This window comes from Nostoc sp. UCD121, from assembly GCF_014222285.1.
Taxonomy (GTDB): Bacteria; Cyanobacteriota; Cyanobacteriia; order Cyanobacteriales; family Nostocaceae; genus Nostoc.
In genome coordinates this window covers 1-26424 of the sequence record NZ_JACKZS010000056.1, presented here as the reverse complement: position 1 = coordinate 26424, position 26424 = coordinate 1, and the positions used below count along the sequence as shown (strand labels likewise).

Genomic DNA, 26424 nt, shown 5'->3' with positions numbered 1-26424 from the left:
GATTAACTAGCGGGGCAAACTTACAAGTTTATCAATTTTGGCACAGTCAAACAACAACATTACGCATTTGCTTGTGACTTTGCCAGATTGATTTTAAATTTCTTCAACGGGAATAATCTGCCGCTTGATTTCGTCGTGTTTCACTTCCACTGTAGATTCTTGAGGGAAAATCAAGGGCGTATTCGGGGCAACAATGCCACCTGATACAACTATTTTAAAAGCGTCTTCAATGGACATGGAGAGGTTCACAACCTCGTCTTCAGGAACAACTGCGTACCATCCGGTAGTTGGATTTGGGGTAGTGGGGATAAAAACACTTAGGACGGGGCGGGACATCTGGGCTTGGATATCACTACTGATTGCACCAGTGACAAAGGCGATCGCCCAAATTCCTCGGCGGGGATACTCTACCAAAATTACCCGGCGAAATTTACCATTAGAATCTTTTAGTATTGTTTCTAAAAGCTGTTTGAGAGTTTTGTATACCTGCCCAGCTAAGGGAATTGCCTGTAATAATCGCTCACCAAAATCTAACAACCACCGGCCAGCAATATTGCGAGCCATCAGACCCATCAATAGGATACATAGTAGTGGTACAGCTAATCCTACTAATAAATTCAGTAAATTTACTAGAATTGGGTTTAACCCATCAAAAGGATTCAGTTGTTTGGGAATTTGGGTGAGGAAGTTGATTACCCAATTAGCAATGGTAATTGTCAGCCAGATAGTGGTTGCGAGGGGAATTACTACCAACAAACCAGCAATCAGGTCGTTTTTTAAGTCCTGTTTTAGGCGATCGATTACCAAGCCCTGATTCTCCTGTTTTAAGCTAGAGGAACTTTTGTTATTGGTATCCATACCAGCAAATTCGTCAAATAGCAAAGGCTTTACTTGAAGCAACTTCTGCCGCAAGTAACTATCCAAAACGCTAGCAGCTTGGCTGCTACAGCAAAAATACGTACTTGTTGCTGTAAATCAGCTATTTTCCTACAAGCATAGACATAGATATCAACCAATCCGATGGCGGCTGGTTATTCTCAGAAAATGTCACCTTTCCTTGTAAGGCTTGTAAATGATTGTTGCACGTCATAAGGTATTACTAATCTATCGCGCTCAATCAAAAGCTGCTTTTGATTCTGAAAGTACCACCAGGTAAACTGAGGAGTTATTTTATATGGTCAGTCGTTCACGTTTGATCGGGAGCAGTTTTTATGAAAATAGTCTGTTATAAACATTAATTTAATATGGTGGTTTTGTTTAAATTTAAAGCGCGGTAGGGTAGCACAGCTAGCTATGCTACCCTATTTCTGAATTCTGATTTTGCGATCGCTACTTGTTGATTTGACTGAGAATCCTTTGAATCTCCAATTCCCTTTACGCCACATCAGCCTGTGTAGTTTCCGAATCCGCACACTGTAATTGTTGTGGACTATCTTGTGCCAGAATTGCTGTTACGTCTAAATTAGGTTTTGGTAAATACTTCATTTCCCAGACTTTCAGCAAAATCAAATATTCGTAGAATGCCTGCAATGTACACCAAGCAAGTCCAGCGTGTCCATCTAAACAGCCGCCTAACATAAAATACATATATAGAAAGCGTAGCAACGGTCTAGCAGGTAGACGCAAAGACAAATCTTTCAAGGCTCGGCGTTTTTCAACTTCCGATTTGCCAAAGAATAAATCTTTCCAGTTGACCTCTCCCTGTTCTAACTGATACAGCGTTTCTTGAGCTTCATCTGTAGAATAACGGTTATGCTTATCAATCCAACGGCTCAAACCTTTGCTACAAGTGTAGTGGGGGTATGTTTCTTTTAAAAAGCTGGTTGCACCGTCACAAACTTCCCGCTCAGTATGACCATAGTCTGTAAACCACACTTTACCGTGGCGGAAGAGACGCATTTGGTAACGGGGATACTGAGTGCTGTAACGAATCCAACGATTCATGAACATGACACGTTCAGCCACGTAGTAACCGATGTAGTCAAGATTCTGGCTGGCTTTTTCGCATTCCGCGAACAGTTCTGGTGTCATACGCTCGTCAGCTTCGAGAATATAAACCCATTCGTGCTTCGGGGGGATAGACTCTAACATCCAGGTGCGTTGGCGGCCGTGGCTTTCAAAAGCGTGTTGGACAACGCGGATGGGATAGCTACTGGCAATTCCCACAGTGCGATCGCTACTGCATGAATCCACAACAATAATGTCATCCGATAGCATCGCTGATTCGATACAAGCAGCAATATCTAGTTCTTCGTTATATGTCAGTATGTAAATTGAGAACATTACTCAAGTTTTATAGCGATTTTACTCAGTGATAATTGTATTTTTATTGTTGTTAGCTATTAGGCGCATGGCAGTATAAATAAACCGAATAATTTTTGTATAAGTCTTACTGCCATGCTAATAGTGGATTAACGGGCGGTAGCTCTAGGTTTACCACCTTGTACAGCACCCATACCTTTTAAGCCTGTCCAGCCGATGATAATGTAACCAATGGATAACAACAAACTGCTAATCCCAATCCGCAGTCCAGACTTCCAAGCAGCATCTTTAGCTTGTTGTTCTGCTTCTTCTCTGCGTTGGCGAACTTGGCTCAGTTGTTGAGTTTGCAGTGTCTTAATATCTGTTTGTTGTTCGATAGCTTTGTCAAGTGCTTGGGGATCTGTTTTAGCCTTCTTCAGTAACTCTTTGATATTTGCGGGAATTTGAGAGCTTTCAAGGGCTTGTTTGTATTTTTGATCGTCTTTGAGGATTTCACTAAACTGAGCTTTGGTTTGGGTTCGCAGTTGATCTAATTGAGCTTTTCCTTGCTCAGTATTCAGTTGTGCTTGCAATTGCGATAAGCGAGTGTTGAGTTGAGCTTCTGCCTGATCTGCTTCTTGGGTGATTCGATTGAGTGTTTGAGTCTTAGCTTGATTGACGTTATTGAGGTGCAGGGGAAAAATCAGCAAGAACATCAACCCTAAAATACTTGAGAGAATCACGGCGGGAAATCTTAAATCGATCCCTTGGGGGCGATCGCTTCCTGCATCAGTGTTTTCAATCCAATAGGCAGCAAACAGCAGCCCCAGCCCCACTAGAGGAACAATCCCCCGATCGACTAGTGCTGTTGCCAAGTTGATTTGCCATACCCGATCAGTCGGTTGAAAGGGTAACAATAGAATCAAAAAGTCCACAAAAAAGGACAAAATGCAGATTATTCCAACTACCTTAACGGTGAGGGCAGTACTCACGGAAGTAAAACGGTTAACCATAGTTTTTCAAACTGGCGGTGAATACGAGTGATTTTCATATTTCAAGTTACTTGAATATTGTGCCCATGACCGTGACTGTTGTGTAGAAATACAAAGCAGATTCAATATTGCTAAAGGCTATCTGCCTCTTGGTTTTCAACTAGGCCACAGTAACATTTGTTATGTACAGTGTCTTCAGGAAATTCGTGGTATTTTAGAATTTAAGTATAAACCGTAACGTGGTAAAAGACTTATTAATTACCCGATTTCTCTTGTTTTCAGTTCTCAATTGCTTGGAACATAAGTATTTTGTAGGGGCGCACAGATATGTGCCCCTAGTGGGTTGTGCATCCATATAAAAATTACTATATCTCCTTTATCTCCGTCATCCTTCTATCTCACCCACAAGGGTTTGTTCCCAAATCGGCAGATCCTCGGGTCGGTCAACATCAGCTAAAGGCGACAAATTCACGTGTGATAAATGAAGCTTTTGGGCAATGTCTACAGTTTTTTGGAATACTTGAGCAGTTCCCCACTCGATGTTAACGAATAACTCTGGGATAGCTTGGCGCAAACCAATTAAGTAATATCCTCCGTCGATTGCAGGCCCAAGTACGAGGTCAAAGGTGTGTAACTTTTCAAAAGCTGTTGCTAGAATCTCGGCATTGACTCCAGGACAATCAGTGCCGATGATAATTACTTTTTCTGCACCAGATTGAAAAGCATCGGAAAGCGATCGCGTCATCCGTGAACCTAGATCGCCTCCACCTTGAGATTGGTAAACCAAATCTAACCCCAGCCAGTCTTGCATGAGTTGCAAATCGCCACCTGCAAATCGCACTTCCACAGATATGGCAATGGCTTTTTGCAATTCTTGAACCTGAAATATTGTATATTCAGTCATTTCCCGTTGAAGATTGGCAGCACCAAGATTTCCTAAAGCAGGTATCAATCGGGTTTTTGTCTTACCTGGTTCTGGATAGCGAGTAAAAATAATCAGGTGCTGTTTTGGGTTTGCTGGTAAATTCAGCACACAATACCTTTTTTAATAAACTAAGAGATATTTTAATAGCAATACCTGTCGTTATCGCTTGTAGTTTGCTCCTTTGCCGTTCGCATTGCCCCTAAAATCGTTGAAACAATGATACAACGCTTGACTTTACCACCAGACTTACTGGATAGCGTGATCCGTCCTAGATCATTAGGGCTTTTAGCATTACCTCTGTAGTCAAATTGAACTTTACGTATGTTATCTGACAATTGTAAGGTTGTCTCAGAATCTAAGCGTACATTGGAATCTATATTATTCCAGTTAACCGCAGATGGATTTACTGTAGCAGGATGAACTGCCCATTGAATAATGCCGTTTTGCTCACGAAAGCTGGCTTGCCAAGTCAACTTTTCTTTAGTGGCTTGGCTTCGAGCTTGATGAATAGCAAGGTGAACTTCGTTTTGAGCAGTGTTGAGACGGCGAGTCTCTACAAAAGCTAGCCAATTAGCTATTCCCAGCGTAGCTAATATACCAATTAATACAACAACAACTAACATTTCTAGTAGGGTAAAACCACTACTGGAGTGCTTATTCAAAAGCTTCTTTGCATTAACTAGAGACGGTAAATGCACCTGGATATCCATTTTTGTTTTCTGATCGCTTTTCAACTACCCAGTCGTTGAGCAATGTTTCAGTTTCTTGCCTTTTAACTTGACGCTGGTTAGTAATAATGTCTAGCAAGGTCGGCAGAATAAGGATCGTGATAATTTTTAGTGAGAGTTTTAAGGTGAAATTTATGTTCTGAAGTCTTGAAGGATCATAAATAAAATACTTACACAAAAATATAGCCGCTTCTAGACCTTTTTTTCTATTCAATGGCTTTTGTAGAGCTTTGCAGACCAGGTATTTGTATAAATTTGCCATACAAAGGTTCCAGTTATCCTTTAGTGTTGTTCCCGTAGTGTCTCCTAGAGAAGGTCTTTCTTTATAGGCTCTCTTAAGCACTTGCAAACAGAATCTTTCCTGTCTGACAAGATTGCAAGAAACTGAATTAGGAGTCATGCGATATAAAATTTGTACAGATGGGACACATATAAAATTAAACTTAGAGGCTAATCGCAGCCACATATCCCAATCCTGAGCCGCACCTAAAGATTCGTCAAAGCCACCTAATGCAATTAAAGATTTCCTACAAATTAAAGGATTGGAACCATTCTCTAAAAAATTATTTATTAGCAAATTTTCATAAACATTTCCATTAGCTTTAACACGCTTCCCCGAAAGTATAAATTTACCATTTTCGTCAATATAATCAGTCCAACTATAAGCGACTTTTGCTGTAACGTTTTCTTGCAAAGCCTTTAATTGAGATTTAAGTTTATCAGGTGTCCAAATATCATCTGCGTCTAAGAAACTAACAAATTTTCCAACAGCATGGTGTAGCCCTCGGTTACGACTAACGTTTCCCCCGGCATTGGGATAGGAAAATACTTTTATTCGTGAGTCTGGAATTTTTGTAATAATTTCTAAGGTTGAGTCTTGGGAACCATCATTTATTACAATTAATTCTAGATGGCGAAAACTTTGATTTAAAACAGATTCAATAGTTTCTTTAATAGTTTTTTCACTATTGTAAGCTGGGATAATTACACTAATTAATGTTTTATTTAAAGTTGACTTAATCATGTTGTATACTTATTGTTTTAAAAAATTTGTCTAACTTCCATCTTAAAGAATAAAAAGGACTCATCATACTAGCTAAGTAAAAGTTAAGCTCAAAAAGAGCAATTAGATTAGTTTTAAATTGCCCTTTATACTGAATGAGGTGCTGTAATATCCTACGTAAATTTCCTAAAATAGTTTTCGCAAAAATTATTGGTTTTTGCCAATTTTTAGCATTGATCAAGCGTAGCTGAAAAATACACAAGCCGCAGCCACGTGCCAAAGTCAGTAGATAATCTCTTTCCAGCCGCCAATGCGGTATTTGATGATAAGTATGCATGGTAGGGTTATACCAAATTTGCCAGCCTGCATAGTGTATATAAAGCAATGGTTCATAGTCATCACCCTGCACAAAAATACCAGGTAATTTGCCGCTTAAAGTCGGTTGTTGTGGTACATTTTCACACCATGCTTGTTTCCTCACAACAAGCGCTGCCGCAGGAGGTAGTCTTAAACTCTCTGCATCAAATAAATGCGGATTTGAACCATGTTCTCTGATTGCTAAAAAAGCTTGAATTCTTTCAAAATTTTCTGGCAGCTTTACTTCAAAATCCCCATGAATCTGTCCGCTCCAAGCACCTGCTTGAGGATGCTCTAATCCAAAGGTATATGCTTGAGCTAACCAATCAGGATCAGGTAAATTATCATCATCTAAAAACGCTATTAACTCACCTTTTGCTTCACGTACTGCCCGCAATCTTGCAAAAGCGGCTCCCTGTTTGGGTTCTAAAAAATATCTTAACCGATAATCTATATCATATATTTTTTGGTAATTCTGGATTATTTCAGATGTGTTATCAGAACTATTATTATCCACAATAATAATTTCCCAGTTAAGTTTTTCTACTCCTATCTGGTTTAATAGCTTATCTAAAACTTTAGGTAAACGGGTTGCTCCGTTATAGGCAGGGATAGCTATGCTAATATCTAAACTTTCAACTGATAAGTTGACCATAATATTTATTTAATGCTTTGATAATTTATTTTTTAAAATATCCATTTTTCCAAAGATAAAATGGGCTAACGAAGCTACTAAAAAAAAGTTCCATTTCGCAAGCAACTACTAAATCGTCTTTGAGTCTAGTTCGGTATTTGAGTAAGTGTAAAGTAATTTTGCGTAAGTCATTTATCATATAAGATACAAGAGCAATTGGTCTATATATCTGTTTGATATTAACCATTCTAGTTACATAACGGCTAAGTCCAATCCCTCTAAAAAAGGGAATTAAATAGTCTTTTTGTAAACGGGATCTAGGTATTCTATGGGAAATTTCCATTTCTGGGTTATACCAAATTTCCCATCCTGATTTTTGGATATAAGACAACATTTCTAAGTCTTCACTGGTAAGCATATTGCCCTTAACTCTCCCAGTTAAAATCGCCTTATCTGGTACACTTTCTAACCACGCTTGTTTACGCACTACAAGTCCGGCAGAGGGAGGTAGCAATTTTTTAGATGCTTCATATAATAACGGTAAATTACCTCGCTCTGTAATTGCTAAGAATGGGGCAATTCTCTGAAAGTTTTCTGGTGGTTCTACTTCCCAGTCGGGGTGAATTTGGCTGGCATAAGCCCCCGCTTTGGGGTGTTTTTCACCAAAAGCATAAGCTGCATATACCCAATTTGACACTGGATAGTTGTCATCATCTAGAAAACCTATTAATCTACCTTTAGCTTCTGCAACTGCCCTTTTTCGGGCATAAGCTGCCCCCTGTTGTGCTTCAAAGCAATACTTCAAAGGGTAAGAACATTGCCAATTCTGTTGATAGGTTTGAACAACTTTAGCTGTGTTATCAGTGCTGTTGTTGTCTACAACTATAATTTCCCAAGATAAATTTTCGGTGTGAAGTTGATTTTGTAGCCGTTCTAGTAGTTCAGGCAAACGACTTTCTCCGTTATAAGTTGGGATAGCTACAGTAATATCAAGGTTTTCAGCCATTTGACAAAATTCACATTTTGATTTGATTAAAACGCTTTTTATTTTATATATTGAACCAATAGCTAGTTTATTACTGGCTCTTAAATAAATCTATCGAACATTAAAAACTGCACCTGATGTTTTAATTTTGCTATCAACGTGCAGTTTTATATACAGTATTATTACGTAATTTGAAATGAAGATTCCTGCATAAGCTACTTAACCGCATTTATCATCTTTTGCTGTGAGCATTGAGCCTAAGAGAGTTTTCACAATGACGCATCGCTTGACGCTACTAGGCGATGTGGAGTTTGGAGAGCTTGGTACAGCTACCACTATTTTTAACCCAGGTGGCTCTGTCGAAGGGGCTACAGGTGTTCCAAAGCTTGCATTGGGTAAAGTCCCCATATAGTCAAAGGTAATTTTTGTTGACGCACTTAAAGTGTAAGAGACAGATGAACCAGCAGTGTTTTGACTGGTGAGATTTGCACCTAGCAGAAATTTATCAGAGCTGATGCCTACATCCGCTCCTAAAGGTTTCCATGTCGGGCTTCCAGCATTGGTATTATAAACAGCAACCTCTGCATTTTGGGTTGTGGTATTTTTCTGAAAACTGACAGTGTAGCTAAGTTTTTTGTTTTTAGCTTCGCGCTGTGCTTCTTGCAGTGCGGCTAAAACAGCATCGTTAACCTTATTCACTTTCTGCCGATTCACAAAGGCAAGCCAACCAGGAGCTGCGATCGCTGCTAAAATTCCAATCATCACCATCACTACGATTAATTCTAGCAAGGTAAAGCCAGCATCTTGTTGAGCGTATCTACAACCATAACTTAGCCTCTTAACTAAACATCGCTGTTGGCTTCTTCCATTCCTGTGGATAGAGTTCAATAAGTTCAAACTTAACTTTTCCATAATTAGTTGCCATTGATTAATCCTTTAATTTTCAGCACTTATTTAGTAAATAAATATCCGCGCCCTTGTACACGTATACTTGCACTTGGAAAATAAGTTTTGTTGGTATCTGTGTAATTAAGGTTATTGCTTTGTAAACGTGCGAGTGCATTGCCTCGTAAAGATACTTGTGCTGTTGTGTTAACCCTATCGATACACGCATAGAAACCAGTCATTTTGCCAGCATTACGTGTATTAAAGCTAGCAGTGTTTGGTGATACTTTTTGCCAGGTGTTGTTATCAGTAGGGCAAGTTGCCGCAGGTGCTGGTGTTGTATCATCAGTTTTGGTTTGATCAATAAAGTCAACAAGTACTGTAGTATCAGCAGTATAAGTTTCTGTGGCTTTTACCCAAGCATTCATCTTGTCATTAATAGTACCTACTCCATCGAGTTTAAATAGGGTAAAACCTGGACTAGGGCAATTACCAGTAATATATTTGCCAGTATAGCCAGTACAATCAACACCAGTACTAGCTGGTACACCATCCTTAATTTGCCATCTCGCAATCCGAGCTGCATTAGACCAAGTAGAACTAGAACTAGAGTCTTTAATTAAATAGTAGGCAACTAATGAGTATACAAAAGTATCATCTTTTTCGGTTCCTGTAATTGTAAGCGCTTGGTTAACTATTTCTCGCTTCCAAAAGACAAGAACAGGGACTCTATCTGTTGCGCTCGAATTAGGTAATTGATTTTTGATAGCTTCAATTCCATCAGCATCATAAAGATAAATTGCTTGTTGTAAATCACGGGAAATATAGTCTAGCGCAGTTTGAATTTCTTGCTCAGAATTTGCCTTTGCTTGCTCCTTTCGGTCTGTATCCATAATATTAACCATGAATCCTAGCAACGGCGTGAGGATCAGGAATGCCAGGATCATGGCAATCAACAATTCAATCATTGTAAAACCATTAACTTGTTGAACTAGCCTAGAGCGTTTTAGCTGGCTTCTGAGTAAAAATTTTAGTGTCCTCACCATATTGTGATATTCTCTTTATTATTAATAGATGCATAATGAGCATCGCCAATTGTAAACTTGCTCAATTTTTTATTGACAATTTTGATTTGTTGCAACACCAAGTCGCTTACACAAAGCCTGAAATGTCGTGTAACTGTTAGCAATATCAGTTGTCATTTCGATTAATGGTGCTTGACGATCGCCTAGTCCACCTGTGAATGTTTTTTGTCTGTTATTAGTAGTATCGGTGCTGGCTTTGAGAGTTTTGCTAAAGTCAACATCTGCCCGATAGATCCGAATTGCCAGACGATAACCATCGTTTATCCCAGTACTTTGGACAATTCGACCAGCTTGAATATAAAACAGATTGTTTGTATTGCTTGAACAATCTGGATTACTAATGATGCCATTCTTATTGAAACAATACAGACCAGTTGCCAATGTGGGAGTAGGCATATCTGTAATATTGTTAATTAAATAATCTTGTGGTCTACCTGTTATAGGTGGCGTACCTGCTACATCTGAAACCCTTCTAGGTGCGGCCGCAGTTGGAGTTGCAAGTGTAACTAGTGTACTTGGCACTGTAGTAATAGCTCCAGTTCTGATGCCATCAATGAATGTTTTTGTCGCTTGAGTTGCAAGTTCCACTCGTCGAGATTGAACGCGGGTTGCTGTTGAAATGACGATCGTAGGTGCGATCGCTGCCATTAAAATAGCAACTATAACTATTGCTACCAAAGACTCAATAATCGTAAAACCAGACTCATCATTAGGGATGATTTGTTGTTGTAGTTTATGCTTAATCATTAACTTATCACCAGCTTCTGATACCAATTTGCATTCAAAAATGTAATTGAGAAATTTTACTCCCCTAAAGTGAAAGTTACAGTTTAGGAGAGTAGTATGAAGTTTTAAGATGGGCAGTTACTAGGACGTTGATCGGAATCGATTGCAGCAGTATATACAGGAGGAGTGCTAGTATCGGGTTTTTTCGCACACAACAAACTTTGCACCCATGCGTCATCTCGACCAACTTCCCGGAAGTACTCATCTGGCAAATCGTCTGGTATGGTTGCCAATTTTTGGGCTAATAAGTCAGGCGACTGAGATAGCAGCGCTACATCATAACCCCATTGCCGTGTAGGAGCCAGATAGAAAGGAGTCCTGCTGTTGTTGCCTTGAATCTTATACTTAAAATTATCAGATTGAGTTGATATAGATGTGTTGAATGGTGCTGTGGCATAGGCACTTCGTTTAGTCTGGACGAAAGAGCCACTAATCCTAGCTTTAATGGCATCGCTTGTTCCTCCTGTTGGGTTCCAGTTTTCCATGAAGCGCACAAAGTTGTGTAGACCACCATTGTCTTCTGTAGGACGCGCTGGGGTATCTCCAGCCACAGCAATTAAATTAAAGGTAGTTTCAGTAGCTGTTTGCAACCAATTATTGTGGGTTCCAGAGATAATCTGATCAGTGTTATCTGGGTTTTGAGGAGTAGCAAAGGGTTGGTTAATTTGTAGAACTGGTTCAAATCCACTAACAGCACCAGCAGTTATAACAGGCTTCAGCCAGGGCATGAACGCATCGTTTGGTGGCGGTAATAGTGTTGTCCCCGTAGTGGATGTTGTCGATCCTAGAGGAAATTCTCGTACCGTACCAGGGTTGGTGTTATCAACTCCTAAGACTCTAAGAGGAGTAACTAATTGACCAGTCGTTGCATCACGTACAAAAGCAATTCTCCGAGGAGCAGTTGCAGTAAAGCATCCTCCTGAATAATCCGTCGCTGGATCATCAAAGATGTATCCTGTTTTTATTCGACTATTGTTTGGATTTCCATTTTTACCAACAATTTGACCATTATAAAACGTATTACCTCCTCCACCTCCACAGGCTGTCTGGATTGTCCATGCAGTTGTCGCTTTTGTCGGATCACTACAATCTGCTACGTTAGTTGCAGAACAAACTTCCGTCAAATACGTCCCTGGTGGTATTTGTAGCGCAATTGGTGTCACAAAGTTGTTGAGGTAAGAACTACCTTGAAACCCTGTTGTAGTTGAGTCAAGGTCTTTGGGTATGCCTGTAGTGGTGTCGCGCCATCGAGCTACGGGAACAAAGCTATTGTATTGTGAGAATCCAGATGGTATCGGGAATGGAGCATCATAGCTATTACTCCAGCCATAATCTCCCTCATCGCGGTAGCCTAATCTAAAGTTATTAGAAAGTAAAGTAACAGAATCTGCCAACACAGATGCAGGCCGCCACAGATCACCAGTTGTACAGTTTGGTAGCCTTGTGTCATTTGGACGACAAGCGAAATTTGGATTGCGCTGTGCTTTGGCGCGAGTATAGAAATTGCTCCAATCATCTGACAATGCTGTTGTGAACTCTTCTTGGGTGTGAAGATTAAAGTTCCCCTTAACGTAAACAGGCAAATTGGTACCTAAAATCAACCCTTTCTCTACGTCTCGATAATTATTACTTGTGCCGCGACCGATTTGGGAGCCGTTGATGAGCATAATGGCATTAGGACGGCGCGTTGGGTCAAGCGTATAATCCACCGGGCTTTCAAGTTTTTTCGCCTCTGAATCTGTCTTTGTTGAACTCAAATCTGGCAATGCATCATTGCGAGTAGCATAGATAATGCCGCTATTTGGCAGTAAGTATTCTTGCGCTGGAGTTGCCGCACCATACGTAGTAGTGCGAAGCGAGTTGATATCTAATACTGTGGCGCGAACTTCTAAAGGTTGTCTGTCTTTTGTTGCAAGATCGTAATCAGTACTTGTAGTGGTTGTTTGATTTGCCCTAACCTGTCTTGCATCTAAAAAGGCAGTTTCTTGAATTGCACCGTGAGGAATAGGAGGTGTAGTGGTTACTGGAGAAATGCTGCCATCTAAAATTTGTAGGGCGCAAATTGCAGCATGAATTGTAGATTGTTCCGAAAGAGTACGATCTGTGGTTTTTGCTAAAGCTTTTGCTAGCAGTCCATCATCTATAGAACGTCCAGCTAAATAATCTGGATTAGTTGTATCAGTTATTGGACGTTTTGGATCTCCTTTTATATCTCCTTTTGGATATTTTAATTGAGATTGATAAGTCAGTAGGGCCTGATAATCAGTAACTGTTTTGGTTGGAGGCCCGTAAACTATGCCGTTGTTGGATAGACCACCTGTAGCTGAACTATTAGCATCTGAAGCCCAAGCTGGAAGTCCTGTTTGATTTTTAGCAGTAGTGCTATTAGTAGGGACGTAAAAGCTGCTTACACAAGCTATAGGCTGTGGACTTTGCTGGTTGTAACTAGTGGCTTTGTAGTGATAAACAGCTGTAGCTCGCATCCGCAGATATGGTGTCTTAGTTGGATCGGCAATTTCGGGCCATTTATACTGTATTGAAGAGTAATTATTTGCGCCTACAGCAGAGTAATCATACATCCAATATGGCTTAATAGTCTTTTGTGTGGGTGCTGGAGCTTGAGGCACTGGCATCAGATCAGACCAAATTTCTTTGGTAGCTGAAGTGAAGGTAGTACTTGCGGCTGTGTAATTATCAGGCAAATAAATCCCAGCACCAGTTACCACTCGTAAACCACCAACAGGGTCTTGTATGGTACTCGGAACTTGAGCTGCTGCTAGTTCCCAATCTTTATCTCGGTCTGTAGAGCCTAAATCAGCTAGTATTTGTACGCGAGAGCGGCGAGTGCGAGGTGTAGCAGGTGTTGTTGGTAGATCCCAGTTAACACCGCTAATATTTTGGGTATCTTGGAAATTTGGGCCGACGAATTGGCTTTGATTGCTGTCCCACCAGATTTGAGGCAGATTATTACCAATTACAACCCTGTCACCCAAGGATTGTTCTTTTTCGCCATAGTCTTTTTCTAGTTTTGTGGGTTCCGTTGCACCAGGTATCAGTTTATTACTGCTGATATTTAGTGTTAAATTAGCGTAACCAGTACCCGTTTTCCCATCCGTGGGATCGGTAGGATACATCCAAGCATCTACAGGGCGTAGGGTATCGCCACTGCCTTGAAGTGGAGTAGTTGTGGCGTATGTACCTAATGCAACTAATTCAGTGCTTCCAGCAGCAACTTCTTTGTAAGGTACGCGGCGGGTGCGTTTTTGAAAGTAAAGCTGTAGCTGTTGTTTGCGTAGTGCGTCGTTTTCTGCTGTGGTGTAACTTGTTAAAGCAAGCTTATCCTTTTGTTGTTGAATACCTTTGGTAACTTCTGTCGGATCAGGATTTGTGGTAGCTATTTGGGCGTTAACTAGCCGAGTGATACGCTGAGTATAGGCAAGGCTGTTATAAGCCATGAAATTCGCTTCGTTTGATGCTGGAGTAGTTGATTTTGCAAAATCGACTTCAACAGGATCTGTAGCTTCTCCTTTTCTAAATAAATGCACTTTAGTGACATTGCCTAAGTCACTTGTATCTGTAAAACCACCAGCGCCCAAGTTTCCACCAATTACTATTTTGGCATTATCGTTATCGTAGAAACAGGATTCCTTACTGCTAACTTGAAATAGCTTGACACTATTTGCTGGCGAACCAGTGAGAAAATTACTATTGGTAAAAATTCGTCCATTTAATCTGAAGGCGGGGCCTGGGCTAAGTCCTATATCATCTTCATAAAGAACAGCATTATTAACTACAGGAATTTGGACACGTTCTTGTTGATACTCTAAAGCAGAAAAACTTTTATTACCTTTGTAAAGTTCGTATTTATTATTAGATGGTGTAGTAGTAATAGGAACAGTTGCTGTATAGACAAAAAAGGCTTTTTTCAACTTATTGCCCACTTTAAACCAGCCAGTATTACCTACTAAGGTAGCACTTGTACCTAGCGTATCTCCACAATCTCCACTGACATTACCAGCAGTCATTGGTAAAGTTCTTGCTTCTAATGGATTTCTGGCATATTTATATACACCAGCGTTTATGGGAGGATTTCTAAAGTAAATGCCATAAAGCGTGTAGCTATCAAATTTGCCGTTATTATCAGTATCTAGAGGATATAACCATGCAGTATTTAGTGTCTTCGCTTTTTCAGCAGTTTCGGTTCTTTTTGCTTGTTGATCGGTATTTAGAGCCAGTTGAAGTTGAGTTTCATCACCAAATGTATATTCATTGATATTGCCGCTCAAAGTAGAATACAACGCGTCATCTGTTGGTGTGGCTCGTGGTAGTCGTCCATCTTGAAATAGCTTATTTATTTTAGCTCTAGCGCGGTCAATTGCCGGAGTTGCAGCGTTGAGTGCAGCCTCATTTACTCGAACATTACTAGCATTCTTGGAGCGTTCAAACGAGCGAAATAGAATTGCTGTTGTTAACAGTACAACAACTAAAGATACCATTGCTACCGTTGGTAAAACAAAACCAGCATTTCCCGCACCATGTCTTCTAGTAGTGGTGAAAAAAGTTCTTAGTAACCAAATTATTTGCTTTTTTATTGTAGACAAAAACTGGTTACTAATTTTTTTAAAATAAAATATTAGTGCCTTGAATAACTTACGTCTTACAGACATAGATGCTTCCCTCCCAAGTGTTTGCTTACGGATGTGAGGATATTTGACTTTATAGATATCCAGCCTATTGTGTCAGATATAAACTAAAAGTGAAACTTTTGATTTATGCGAGAATTAACCTTGTTTAAACATTTTTAAAAATGCAGTAGTAAATTAACCAATAAGATTTATTCACTTTATATCATGGGTTCATTTTTTACTTAATACCGAAAAATACTGATCTTCTCGAAATTATTTAGTTTATGTCTGCTAATGAAATAAAAATTTATCCTTATATAGAAGGCTGATCTCACAGAAAAAACCTGCATTCCCAAGCTAATTAAGCTCAATTTTGTAGAAAAATAGTATGACTTAAAATTAGCTTTGTAGAAATCCATTTCATTCAAAGCTAGCTTTATGAAGATGTTGTCAGCATACTAAGGCTATAATACCCACTTGTTCAAGTAAAAATATCAGCTAGGGGCAAAATAATATGAAAAAATTTAAAACCTCACTGTAGTAGGGAGGCGGTAGAATAAATATTTATAATTTCAAGCAAATACGCAGTAATTAGGTTTAATAGTCAATAGCTGCATTACACTGGCGTTTGCACAGACTATAGGACTAGTACCGCAAGGCGGAAGTCAAAAGCCAAAAGTCAAAAGAATTGTATTCCAAGCTGTTGCACCATTTGAAATGGTATGTTTATTTACGCCGTGCTGTACTAGTATTTAATTCTTGAAACTACCGTTGTAGGTTTTTATATATGGTTGCTAAATCTGCTGCCTGCATATTTACTGTGCGAATAGGTTTAATACCTTGGCGCAATTTATTAAGTAAATTAGCATCTGTTGCTAATCGCTCAAGAGCTTGAGTCCAAGCTTTAGTATCATTAGCAGTTACTAACCAACCATCAATGCCATGTTTTATAAGTTCGGCAATACCCCCCAAATTGGAACCAATTACAGGAAGGCCGGCTTCATGGGCTTCTAAGACAACTAAAGGCCCAGTTTCTAGCCATTGGGAAGGTACAGCTAGGATGTCGTAATTGGCTAGAGCCTGGGTAAGTTCAACTCTAGTTAGTTGTTTCTCTACGCGAATTCGAGGGTCATTGTCAATCAGGTTAAAAATTTTTTGGCGATATCGTTCATCTTGCGCTATGCCATGAATTATCAATTCAATGGGAATCACCGCAGGTAAATCTTTAACTGCTTGGACTAAGATATCAATACCTTTATATATATCCCAGCGTCCTAAAAAAACTACTTTTAAAGTACCAGATTGCTGTAATACCAGTGTTGATTTTTCTTGTGTAGCGTCAGAAATTCCGTGTCGAGAGAGAACGAGTTTTTTTTCAGGAATGCCGTTAATCAGTAGAGCTTCATAAAGCCAATCACACACTGCTACAATGCGGTCAGCATATTTTGCCATTTCTAGCAGACTTTTTTTGCGGGCAGTAACATAACCAGGTATCACAAAAGGACGCACAAATTGTCCTAAGTTGCCCTCGTCTACTGAGGCAGGAAGATAGGCACTTACAGGCAATGGTACTCTCCCCAAAATAGCTTCGGGCAGATAGCTAAAACCTTTGACCATTGCAGCAGGTAGCTTTCTGCTTAAACTATCAGCACACTGGGAACAACGCACCACATCTATTTTGCCATCACAAGCCTGTTGTCCATTGAACATCAGAGTAGTTCGCTGGCATAAGGGTAGAGGATAATGGATTGTTACAACCGTTGACAAGCCTAATTCTTTTGCCAAACGTAGATGAGGCAATCCACAAGATACTTCCCAATGGTGCTGATGGTAAATATCTGCTTTTTGGTGAGATAGCCAATTAGCAAAATCTTCAAATTTTCCATGAGGAAATTGACCGTGATTCGGTTGTGTTCTAGGTACTGGAAATACAGGATATCGATAAACTTCTACATCGTTGTACTTGTAAGTATCACCATGTGGGGAACCTAATTTGGCGGCTGCTATCAAGATGTCAATATCATGCGATCGCTCCGCCAATGCTAAGAGCGATCGCAATTCTGGCAGTAAATCGTTGAGGTTTACTTGAATACCACCGCATTTATCTGGAAAATAACGAGCAAGAGCTTGGATTACTTTCATAGGGAGGAATCTCCAGGATAGGAAATCTGCTCTTGCCATTTTATTCGCTGTATTGTGAATTACCCAGTAATATCTGTACTCCAATCATCACTCTTGCCACATTTCTCGGTTTTCGCACTATCCCTTAAGCTCAACGTGCTTTAGCCAATCAAGTCCGAAAGGCTTTTTCTTTCTTTGTATGAAACCACCCTGCTCTCCTTATTAAGGAGCTACGGTGTACACACATCTCTGTACAAACCTAAAATCGTTGGAGATCCCCCTAAATCCCCCTTAAAAAGGGGGACTTTAAGAGACTTTTGCCCCTCTTTTTAAGGGGGGTTGGGGGGATCAAAAGGCTCTGGGGCAGCTCTAGAAGACTTGTGTGTACACCGTAGTTATTAAGGAGAGGGGGAGGCGATATGGATTAAGCGCTAAAGTATTTTGCTACTGGGTGGTAAGTAATAATTGCAGTGGTCGACTGTTCTGGATAAAGTTGTTCACTTTCATCCATATACAATTTAATTCTGTCAGTCTGCAATAACTCCAGTTGCTTGTATTGGTCTTGGATATTTGGGCAAGCTGGATAACCAAAACTATACCGTGAGCCACGATAGCGTTGCGCTAATATGTCCCGAATATTGTCGGGTTCTTCAGCAGTAAAACCTAACTCTCGGCGGATTCTGGCGTGTGTCCATTCAGCTACAGCTTCCGCCACCTGCACCGTCATACCGTGGAAATACAGATAATCGGTGTATTGATTAGCCGCAAATAGCTTTTGAGCAAACTCTGTGGCAATCTCCCCTACAGTCACCGCCTGCATCGGGAAGACATCAATAATTCCCGATTCCTTGGGTGCAAAGAAATCTGCTATGCACAGCCGCCTTAATGACTTTTGTCTGGGGAATTCAAAAGTTGCAACCTTTTGTGATTGGTTCTCTGAATCATATATATGTAGAGAATTCCCCTCAGATTGACAAGGGAAATACCCATAAATCACCTGGGGATGCAACAGATTTTCTTCAATAATTCGCTGTTTCCAAGTTTCTAAAATTGGGTAAACTTTCTCAGCTAAGAAAGCCTGATATTCTTCCTTAGATTGTTCTTTTGGTTTACGGAATTGCCATTGTCCAGCAACTAAAGCTTGTAAATCTAAGTGCCAGAATATTTCCTCAATGGGAATATCACTAGGCTGCAATAACTGCGTTCCCCAGAAAGGCGGTGTTGGACGTTCAATATCTATCGCCACAGCATCAGAACGTCTTGTATCTACTACTTTTGGTTCAGCAGATGTTTCTTCAGCAGTCTTAGCTTTTGGTTCTTTGTGACCATTTTTCGAAACTTCAGCCGTTTCGATTTCGTTCAAAAATCCTTGCAAATCTTCCCAGTTACCAGTAGCTTTTGCTGGCATTAATTTATCCATGAAGTGCAAGTCAGAAAAGGCATCTTTGCCATAAACGACTTTACCTTTATAGGTATTTTGGCAATCTTCATAGACAAATTTGGGAGTTAACGCCGCACCTCCTAAAATCACGGGGACACTAATTCCCTTTTCGTTAAATACCTCCAAGTTCTCTTTCATGAAAGCGGTGGATTTTACTAGCAAGCCACTCATGGCAATACAATCAGCTTTGTGCTGTTCGTAAGCGTTGATGATGTTTTCTACTGGTTGTTTAATTCCCAGGTTAATCACCTTGTAGCCGTTGTTAGACAAGATGATATCCACCAAGTTTTTACCAATGTCGTGGACATCGCCTTTGACTGTGGCAATGATAAAGGTTCCCTTGGCATTGTTGCCCGATTCTGATTTTTCCATGAAGGGTTCTAAAAACGCAACTGCCGCTTTCATGGTTTCCGCAGATTGCAACACGAAGGGTAACTGCATTTGTCCCGAACCGAATAATTCCCCAACAACTTTCATGCCATCTAGCAAGAAGGTGTTGATAATTTCTAAGGGGGGATGTTCTTCTAAGGCTTTTTTCAGATGTTCTTCTAAGCCAATGCGTTCGCCGTCGATGATGTGGCGTTTGAGACGTTCTGGGATAGGGAGACTTTCATCTAAGGAGCGATCGCGCTTAGTTGTAACCCCGGCAAACGCTGTGGTAAGCTCTCCCAAGGGATCGTAAACGCAAACATTACCCTCAAACTTCCGCTCATCATAAATCAACTGCCGACAAATTTCTTGATGGCGTTCGTCAATCTTCGAGAGGGGTAAAATCTTGTTAGCACTGACAATGGCTGCATCCATTCCCGCCGTCGTCGCTTCGTGCAAAAACACTGAGTTCAGCACCATCCGCGAGGCTGGAGTTAAACCAAAGGAAATATTGGAAACACCCAAAATTACATGACACCCAGGCAATCCTTCACGAATGCGTCGGATGGATTCAATGGTGGCTTTACCGTTTTCTCGGTCTTCTTCAATCCCGGTGGAAATGGGTAACGCTAGGGTATCAAAGAATATTTCTGTAGGTGGTATGCCATATTCTACAGCTTGACGGTATGCGCGTTGTGCGATCGCAAACTTTTTGTCTGCTGTTCGCGCCATTCCATCTTCGTCGATAGTACCAATGACTACACCAGCACCGTATTTCTTCGCTAACTCCAGCACCTTTAAAAAGCGCGATTCTCCATCTTCGTAGTTGGTGGAATTCAGCAAACACTTACCACCGGCAACCTTTAAACCCGCCTCCATTTTTTCCCATTCGGTGGAGTCAAGCATTAAGGGCAGTGTGACATTATTAACAATGCGCGAAACTAGTTCGTGCATATCCCGCACACCATCGCGTCCCACATAATCGACGTTGACATCGAGGATGTGTGCGCCTTCTTTGACTTGCGCCCTCGCCATTGAAACGAGTCCATCCCAATCTTCGGCATTTAGCAAATCGCGGCACTTCTTGGAACCACTGGCGTTGAGACGTTCGCCAACAATCAAGAAAGAATTATCTTGATCGTAAGGCTGAGTGGTGTAAATTGATGCTGCTGCTGGTTCTAAACTTGGATGTCTAACTTTAGGCTTCAGGTCTTTAGCAAGTTCGGCCAATTGTTGAATGTGTTCTGGACGCGTCCCACAGCAACCCCCGATCACTTGGACACCCAAATCTTCAACAAAATGCATCAGCGACATCCGTAATTCTAACGGTGTCAGGCGGTAGTGTGCTTGACCGCCGACGTTTTCAGGTAAACCCGCGTTGGGTATACAGGAAACGATGAAAGGTGAATGTTCTGCCAGATACTTGATATGTGGTTTCATCAAGTCTGGGCCTGTGGCGCAGTTTAGACCGAGAATGTCAATTGGGTAAGGTTCCAAAATTGTCAGCACAGCGCTGATTTCTGAACCTACCAACATTGTGCCCATGCTTTCCATTGTCACAGAAACCATCAACGGGCGGCGATCGCCTTTTTTGGCAAACACTTCTTCAATTCCATTCAGCGCCGCCTTAATTTGCAGCACGTCTTGGCAAGTTTCCACCAGAAATAAATCAACACCACCATCCCACAGCGCCTCTGCTTGTTCAGCAAAAGTAGCTTTCATGGTGTCAAAGTCAATATGTCCCAAAGTTGGGAGTTTGGTTGTCGGGCCGATGGAACCAGCCACAAACCGGGGTTTTTCTGGCGTGGAAAATTCCGCAGCCACACGCTTCGCCAATTCTGCGGCTGTCTTGCTGAGGTAGTAGGCTTGGTCTGCCAAGTCATATTCTGCCAGCACCAGGGACGTACTACCAAAGGTATCCGTTTCAATGACATCTGCACCAGCAGCGAGAAAGTCACGGTGAACCTTAGCGACAGCTTCGGGTTTCGTGTGGACTAAATATTCGTTACAACCTTCATACTGTGGGCCGCCGAAGTCTTCAGCAGTCAGGTTTTGGGTTTGTAAGTTGGTTCCCATCGCCCCGTCGAAGACGAGGACTGGGCTATCTGGACTACGCAGGCGTTCAAGGAAAGAATGAGTCATATTTTCCTAGAATAAATGAGGACATCAAGTGAGTCTTGTGATACTCGACTTACTTTATTATTTTCCAAAATTGTGATATTTGTGGCAGCCTTTAATAAAGTCTGGTTTTCTTTATATCGCGGTTTTCAGTTGAATGAGGTAAAAGAACCCCCAACTCCCAAGCGAGGAGGAGGCTATGATGTAACTCGTTTCATTAGGAAAAGCTATAATTTCAAATCACTATTAGACTTATCCGTAAATCTGAAATGCTTAGTATACAGTGGTTTTAGCGATTTACTGATAACCCGCTGCTTGTAACAGAAACAACTTGGCATAACGTCCTTTTAGCTGTAGCAATTCTTCGTGAGTTCCCTGTTCTATAACTTCGCCGTTTTCTATAACTACGATTTTGTCAGCCATTCGGACTGTAGAAAAGCGATGGGAAATCAAAAGCACCATCTGATTTTGAGTAATAGCGCGAAAATGATTGAAAATCTCAAATTCAGCTTGGGCATCTATTGCTGATGTTGGTTCATCCAATACTAAGATATCTGCTTGCGATCGCATAAAAGCACGAGACAAAGCAATTTTCTGCCACTGTCCCCCAGAAAGTTCCTGTCCTCCTTTAAACCAACGCCCAAGTTGAGTCTGGAAGCTTTGAGGTAATTGGTCAATAAAAGATTGGGCCATGCCTTTTTCCGCAGCAGTTTGCCAAAGGGTTTTGTTTTCGAGTTGTTCTACATCTCCCACGCCAATATTCTCGCCCACAGTGAACTGGTAGCGGACAAAGTTCTGGAAAATCACACCAATACGACGACGCAACACATCCACATCCCATTCCTGCAAGTCCAAGCCATCTAAGAAAATTCGCCCAGAATCTGGGGTGTAGAGTCGGGTAAGTAGTTTGATTAAAGTAGTCTTACCGGAACCGTTTTCACCGACAATTGCCAGTTTTTCTCTGGGTTTCAAGTGTAGCGAAATGTTTGTCAAGGCTGGCTTAGAACTTCCTGGATAAGTAAATGATACGTTCTCAAAACGGATACCATCTTGGGGATTTAAACCAATGGTTGCCTTACCCCAAGACTTTGGTACTTCTTCTTCTAGGAAATCATAGAGATTTGATAAATATAGGTTGTCTTCATACATCCCTCCAATAGATGTGAGGGCATTGGAGAAAGTTGATTGTCCTTGACGAAAAACGGTGAGATACATTGTCATATCTCCCAAGGAAATCTTACCTTGCACTGTTTCTAGTACAATCCAAGCATAAGCTAGGTAAAAAGCACCAGTACTGACTAAACCCAGGAGATAGCCCCACAATCCTCGCCGCAGAGTCAAATCACGGTCTTCACCATAGAGTTGATGAAACAGGTTGCGGTAACGCCCTAGCAGCATCTCTCCCAACTGGTAGAGTTTGACTTCTGTGACAAAATCTTCTCTTGCTAGCAGATTTTCTAAGTAATGCTGTTGACGAGTTTCTGCCGCCCGCCAACTAAATAGGCGAAAGCCTTCTCCAGCAAACTTTGTTTCGGCAATAAATACAGGCATCGCTGCCAAAATCAGCACCACCACGGCCCAAGCTGAGAAATTTACTAGTAAAATACCGTAGGTAATCAGGGAAAGGGCATTTTGCACCAATCCAAAGGTGCGGTTTACTAACGAAAGGGGACGAACTGATGCTTCTCGTCGGGCATTGGTCAATTTGTCATAAAATTCTGAGTCTTCAAACTGCCTAAGATCCAGTGTCAGCGCCTTTTCTAAGATGAGTACATTCACTCGTTGACCCATTAGCGCCCGTAATAAAGACTGGCAAATGAGGATTCCCCGTTGACTACCTGCTAGTAGAATTACAGCGATCGCTTCTAATCCTACATAAGATAGGGAATGATAAATATTGACAAAACCATTGTTTTGTGAATTAACTTGAGAGGCAAATACCACTGCATCAACAATTAATTTACTGATGTAGGATATCGCCGCCGGTAAAAGACCAGCCACTAAAGTTAAACTCGCCAGCAGAATGGTAAGCGATCGGCTGGTAGTCCATACCAAGTTCACAGCCCGTCCACTGTAGCGGAAAACCGTCAGGGATTGGCGTAGGATATTTCTTTTTTTTTAATTTTCATCTTTTTTTGGAAAAGATACCCCAGCTTGGGCGGATTTTCCTGACTTTATTTAATCTTTATTAATTTTACCAAAAAAGAAGTTAGAACTTAGGAGCCAGAATGACGGGTGTGCGGCTAAGTGGTGACTCTCACGCTTACATTTTTATCCCCACAACCTCCGACCTGCTTTCCCACTTAATTTTTGGTGAGTATCTGCCAATAAAGCTGGAATATCTAACTTTTCTGGACACCGAGGTAAACAGTCTCCACATTCTGTACAGCGATCGCCTTTCATCCCAGGGAACCAGTGACCAGCATTCTCAAACATTCCGTAACGATATTGTCCATAGTCTTTCATATCGTATGCCACTGCGAGATTACGTAACCGTAATACCTCTGGAATATTGATATTTTCTGGACAAGGCAAACAAGCATAACATTGGCTACATTTATCAGTTCCCAAAGTAAATTTTTGGTGATTTTCTAACCTCTGGAAAGCAGAAATTTCTGCTGATTTTAGCTCCCCATCATGGTCAGCAACTTGCAAAGGTTCTATTAATTCATCTGGGTTGGCTGGCCCTATACTTAAAGTATTAATACGGTTGTCAGTAAGTAAAAAACGATAGCTTAGTTCTAAGGGGGAATACGGCTGACACAAATCTTTTAGGGTTTGGGGTGGCGTATACAGCTTTCCCCCTTTATCAGCAGGAGAAATAATGAAAATGCCCATATCTTTTTCGGCAGCTAGTTGAATTGCTGGTGCGTGCCGTTGAAAAAAATAGTAATAATGCAGATTGACAAACTCAAAAAAATCTGTTTTTATAGCTGCCTCAATTAGCTCTAATGACCCGTGGCTGGAAAAACCCACGTGTCGCACTCGACCATCAGCAACAGCTTCCTCTAGGGCTTGCATACAGCCATTTTTGGCTTGCACCCACTCCAAATGTTGCCAAGTGTTCAAGCCATGAACGCCTAAGCAATCTAAATAATCTAGCTGTAATCGTTCTAGGGATTCATCGATGCACCGACGCATGGTGTCAGCATCTGCTGTGGCTGAGATTTTGGTAGTGATATAAAGCTTCGTTCGGGGTACTGATAACCCAGCTTTTAATGCCCTACCAAGATACTCCTCGCTTTTGCCGTAACCTCTAGCGGTTTCCAGATGATTAATTCCTAGCGCTAAGGCTTGTTCAATGATCTGGTGAGCATTTTCAAAAGAGGCCAGGTAGCGCATTGTTCCCAAAGAGAAAACCGAGAGGTGCAGATTCGTTTTCCCAAAGCGTCGGTATTGCATAAAATGAGTCCTGAGTAGTGAGTGCTGAGTAAACAGACGATTAATATTGTCTGTACAAGAATGAAAAAGTGAAAAAGAAAGAATAAAGAATTTACTTTTAAGATTCTCTATTCTTTCTCAGCACTCAGCACTCAGAAATTTTCTAGCTGTCGCCATTACCAAAGCGCTTGATCAAATCTTCAGGACGGAGATTAGAAATAAATTCACGGAAGGCTTGCTGTTCGGCTTCATCTGCATCGCGGTCAACAGGGATAGAAGCATCGGCAATCACTTCTTCCATTACCCAGATGGGGGTATTTGTACGGAGAGCAATGGCGATCGCATCGCTAGGACGTGCGTCAATTTCTTTTTTAACCTCGCCTTGCTGGACGATTAAAGCTGCATAAAATGTATCCTTTTGCAGGGAATGAATGATCACCTTTTCTAGAGTCATATTCCAAGTCTCTAGAAGATTCACAATCAGGTCGTGGGTTAAGGGTCTGGGAGGCTTTTGATTCTCCAGTGCGCCCATAATTGCCCTAGCCTGTTCCTGACCAATATAAATTGGCAAAGCCCGCCGATCTGAAGAATCTTTCAAAAGGACGATCGGGCTGCGGGTTATGGCATCTAATGCTATGCCAGCGACTTTCATTTCAATCATTGCCTAAGCCTCTGCAATGCTTCGAGAGCCTTGGGTGCCGTGTAACAAATAGTACCCCTTTTTAGGCGGTTTGGTGACAGTAATAAACATAAGCATTCGTTCTCTATAATTGCTTCTATTAAACTCCGAACTTGTGGTGAAAACCAGAGTAAGTCAAATTGGTCTTCTTAGACAATAACCTTCTTACCCAAGTATGCCTTGTGAAGGATGCTAATGTGTTAATATTCCTATACGAAAAAAAGTCAGAAAATATACTTGGATGTTCGACATTTCTGTGACAATTACCAATTCATTTCAGGCAAGTTTAGGCAATAAATAGAGTTAGTTTGACAAAAAAGCCGTGTTTACAGGATTAATCCAAGCATTAGGAACGATAGAACCCTTGGGGGGCGATTCTTGGCAAATTACTTGTGTAAGCCATTCTGGTGAAGTAATTATGCAAGATTTGGCTTACGGTGACAGTGTTGCAGTCGATGGCGTTTGCTTAACAGTGGAAAAAGTTTTAAAAGACGGGTTTATCGCCACAGCTTCGCCGGAAACGCTACGCCGCACGACGTTAGGAGGTGAGCAAACGCAACAGAGATATGTCAATTTAGAAGCGTCGTTAAAGGTGGGCAGCAAAGTTGGCGGTCATTTTGTGATGGGTCATGTAGATGGCATCGGTCGATTGCTAGTGGCAGAACAAACGGCTAGTTCTTGGGAAATGACCTTTATTGCATCTGATGCGATCGCACGATACATTGTCCCCAAAGGTAGCATAGCTGTCAACGGCATCAGTCTCACAGTAGCCGCTTATGACTCAGAACTCTCTCAGTTCAAAGTATCGGTAATCCCCCTCACATACAGCGAGACAAATCTTCGCTATTTGGTTGCTGGGAGCTTGGTGAATTTAGAAGGGGATATTCTCGGCAAATACGTCGAAAAATTCCTTTACTCTGGCAACCCAAACACCACAGCCCATGATGAAACAAGTTTAGATGGCATTACACCCGCATTCTTAGCAGAACACGGGTATTTGTAATTAGGAATTGGGCATTGGGCATGGGGCATTGGGAATTGGGAATTAGGTATTCTTCCCCTGCTCCCC

18 protein-coding genes are annotated in these 26424 nt (G+C 41.2%); 1 reads left to right on the top strand and 17 read right to left on the bottom strand.

Translation table 11 applies throughout. From position 1 onward, the window contains the following. Positions 1-93: 93 nt before the first annotated feature. From GNF10_RS14295 to GNF10_RS14215, 17 genes are all read right to left on the bottom strand, one after another. On the bottom strand, positions 94-858 hold the full coding sequence (locus tag GNF10_RS14295; RefSeq protein ID WP_114080360.1) for a DUF502 domain-containing protein: 765 nt from the start codon (positions 856-858) through the stop codon (positions 94-96). Positions 859-1374: 516 nt separating this feature from the next. Next, a complete protein-coding gene (locus GNF10_RS14290) occupies positions 1375-2283 on the bottom strand; it encodes a glycosyltransferase family 2 protein (protein WP_185581744.1) in 909 nt (302 codons plus the stop codon). A gap of 128 nt (positions 2284-2411) precedes the next feature. Further along, positions 2412-3254, bottom strand: a complete 843-nt coding sequence (locus GNF10_RS14285) for an HpsJ family protein (RefSeq protein WP_185581743.1) — start codon at positions 3252-3254, stop codon at positions 2412-2414. A 364-nt stretch (positions 3255-3618) separates the two neighbouring features. Beyond that, positions 3619-4266 (bottom strand): TIGR04282 family arsenosugar biosynthesis glycosyltransferase, encoded by a 648-nt coding sequence (locus GNF10_RS14280; RefSeq protein WP_185581742.1) that lies wholly within the window; start codon positions 4264-4266, stop codon positions 3619-3621. A gap of 32 nt (positions 4267-4298) precedes the next feature. Further along, the gene (locus GNF10_RS14275) at positions 4299-4868 is read right to left on the bottom strand and encodes a Tfp pilus assembly protein FimT/FimU (protein WP_185581741.1); all 570 of its coding nucleotides are present in this window, start codon (positions 4866-4868) and stop codon (positions 4299-4301) included. Next, complete coding sequence (locus GNF10_RS14270; protein ID WP_185581740.1) at positions 4834-5910, bottom strand: glycosyltransferase; 1077 nt, start codon at positions 5908-5910, stop codon at positions 4834-4836. The genes GNF10_RS14275 and GNF10_RS14270 overlap by 35 nt, the downstream gene beginning before the upstream one ends. Then, entirely contained in the window at positions 5903-6901 is a 999-nt protein-coding gene (hpsE, locus tag GNF10_RS14265) for a hormogonium polysaccharide biosynthesis glycosyltransferase HpsE (RefSeq protein ID WP_185607174.1), read from the bottom strand. The genes GNF10_RS14270 and hpsE (GNF10_RS14265) overlap by 8 nt, the downstream gene beginning before the upstream one ends. A 25-nt stretch (positions 6902-6926) precedes the next feature. Then, positions 6927-7886: a hormogonium polysaccharide biosynthesis glycosyltransferase HpsE gene (gene hpsE, locus GNF10_RS14260; protein ID WP_185592154.1), complete on the bottom strand. Its 960-nt coding sequence runs from the start codon at positions 7884-7886 to the stop codon at positions 6927-6929. Between the two features lie 198 nt (positions 7887-8084). After that, a complete protein-coding gene (locus GNF10_RS14255) occupies positions 8085-8777 on the bottom strand; it encodes a Tfp pilus assembly protein FimT/FimU (protein WP_185584944.1) in 693 nt (230 codons plus the stop codon). A 38-nt stretch (positions 8778-8815) separates the two neighbouring features. Further along, positions 8816-9793 (bottom strand): hormogonium polysaccharide secretion pseudopilin HpsC, encoded by a 978-nt coding sequence (hpsC, locus tag GNF10_RS14250; RefSeq protein WP_185584946.1) that lies wholly within the window; start codon positions 9791-9793, stop codon positions 8816-8818. A gap of 72 nt (positions 9794-9865) precedes the next feature. Further along, complete coding sequence (gene hpsB, locus GNF10_RS14245) at positions 9866-10582, bottom strand: hormogonium polysaccharide secretion pseudopilin HpsB (protein WP_185584945.1); 717 nt, start codon at positions 10580-10582, stop codon at positions 9866-9868. Positions 10583-10686: 104 nt separating this feature from the next. Continuing rightward, entirely contained in the window at positions 10687-15288 is a 4602-nt protein-coding gene (hpsA, locus tag GNF10_RS14240) for a hormogonium polysaccharide biosynthesis protein HpsA (RefSeq protein ID WP_185592156.1), read from the bottom strand. 723 nt (positions 15289-16011) lie between these two features. After that, positions 16012-17388, bottom strand: a complete 1377-nt coding sequence (locus GNF10_RS14235) for a glycosyltransferase (RefSeq protein WP_185584636.1) — start codon at positions 17386-17388, stop codon at positions 16012-16014. 403 nt (positions 17389-17791) lie between these two features. Further along, complete coding sequence (metH, locus tag GNF10_RS14230) at positions 17792-21319, bottom strand: methionine synthase (RefSeq protein ID WP_185584634.1); 3528 nt, start codon at positions 21317-21319, stop codon at positions 17792-17794. A gap of 273 nt (positions 21320-21592) precedes the next feature. Beyond that, entirely contained in the window at positions 21593-23356 is a 1764-nt protein-coding gene (locus GNF10_RS14225; protein ID WP_311774158.1) for an ABC transporter ATP-binding protein, read from the bottom strand. Between the two features lie 210 nt (positions 23357-23566). After that, entirely contained in the window at positions 23567-24697 is a 1131-nt protein-coding gene (locus GNF10_RS14220; protein WP_185584631.1) for an aldo/keto reductase, read from the bottom strand. Between the two features lie 142 nt (positions 24698-24839). After that, a complete protein-coding gene (locus GNF10_RS14215; protein ID WP_012406891.1) occupies positions 24840-25337 on the bottom strand; it encodes a bifunctional nuclease family protein in 498 nt (165 codons plus the stop codon). 340 nt (positions 25338-25677) lie between these two features. On the opposite strand from GNF10_RS14215, the gene GNF10_RS14210 reads away from it, so the two are divergent. Next, positions 25678-26358 carry a riboflavin synthase gene (locus GNF10_RS14210; RefSeq protein WP_185584629.1) on the top strand — a complete coding sequence of 227 codons (681 nt, stop codon included), beginning with the start codon at positions 25678-25680 and terminating at the stop codon, positions 26356-26358. The last annotated feature ends 66 nt before the right edge of the window (positions 26359-26424 follow it).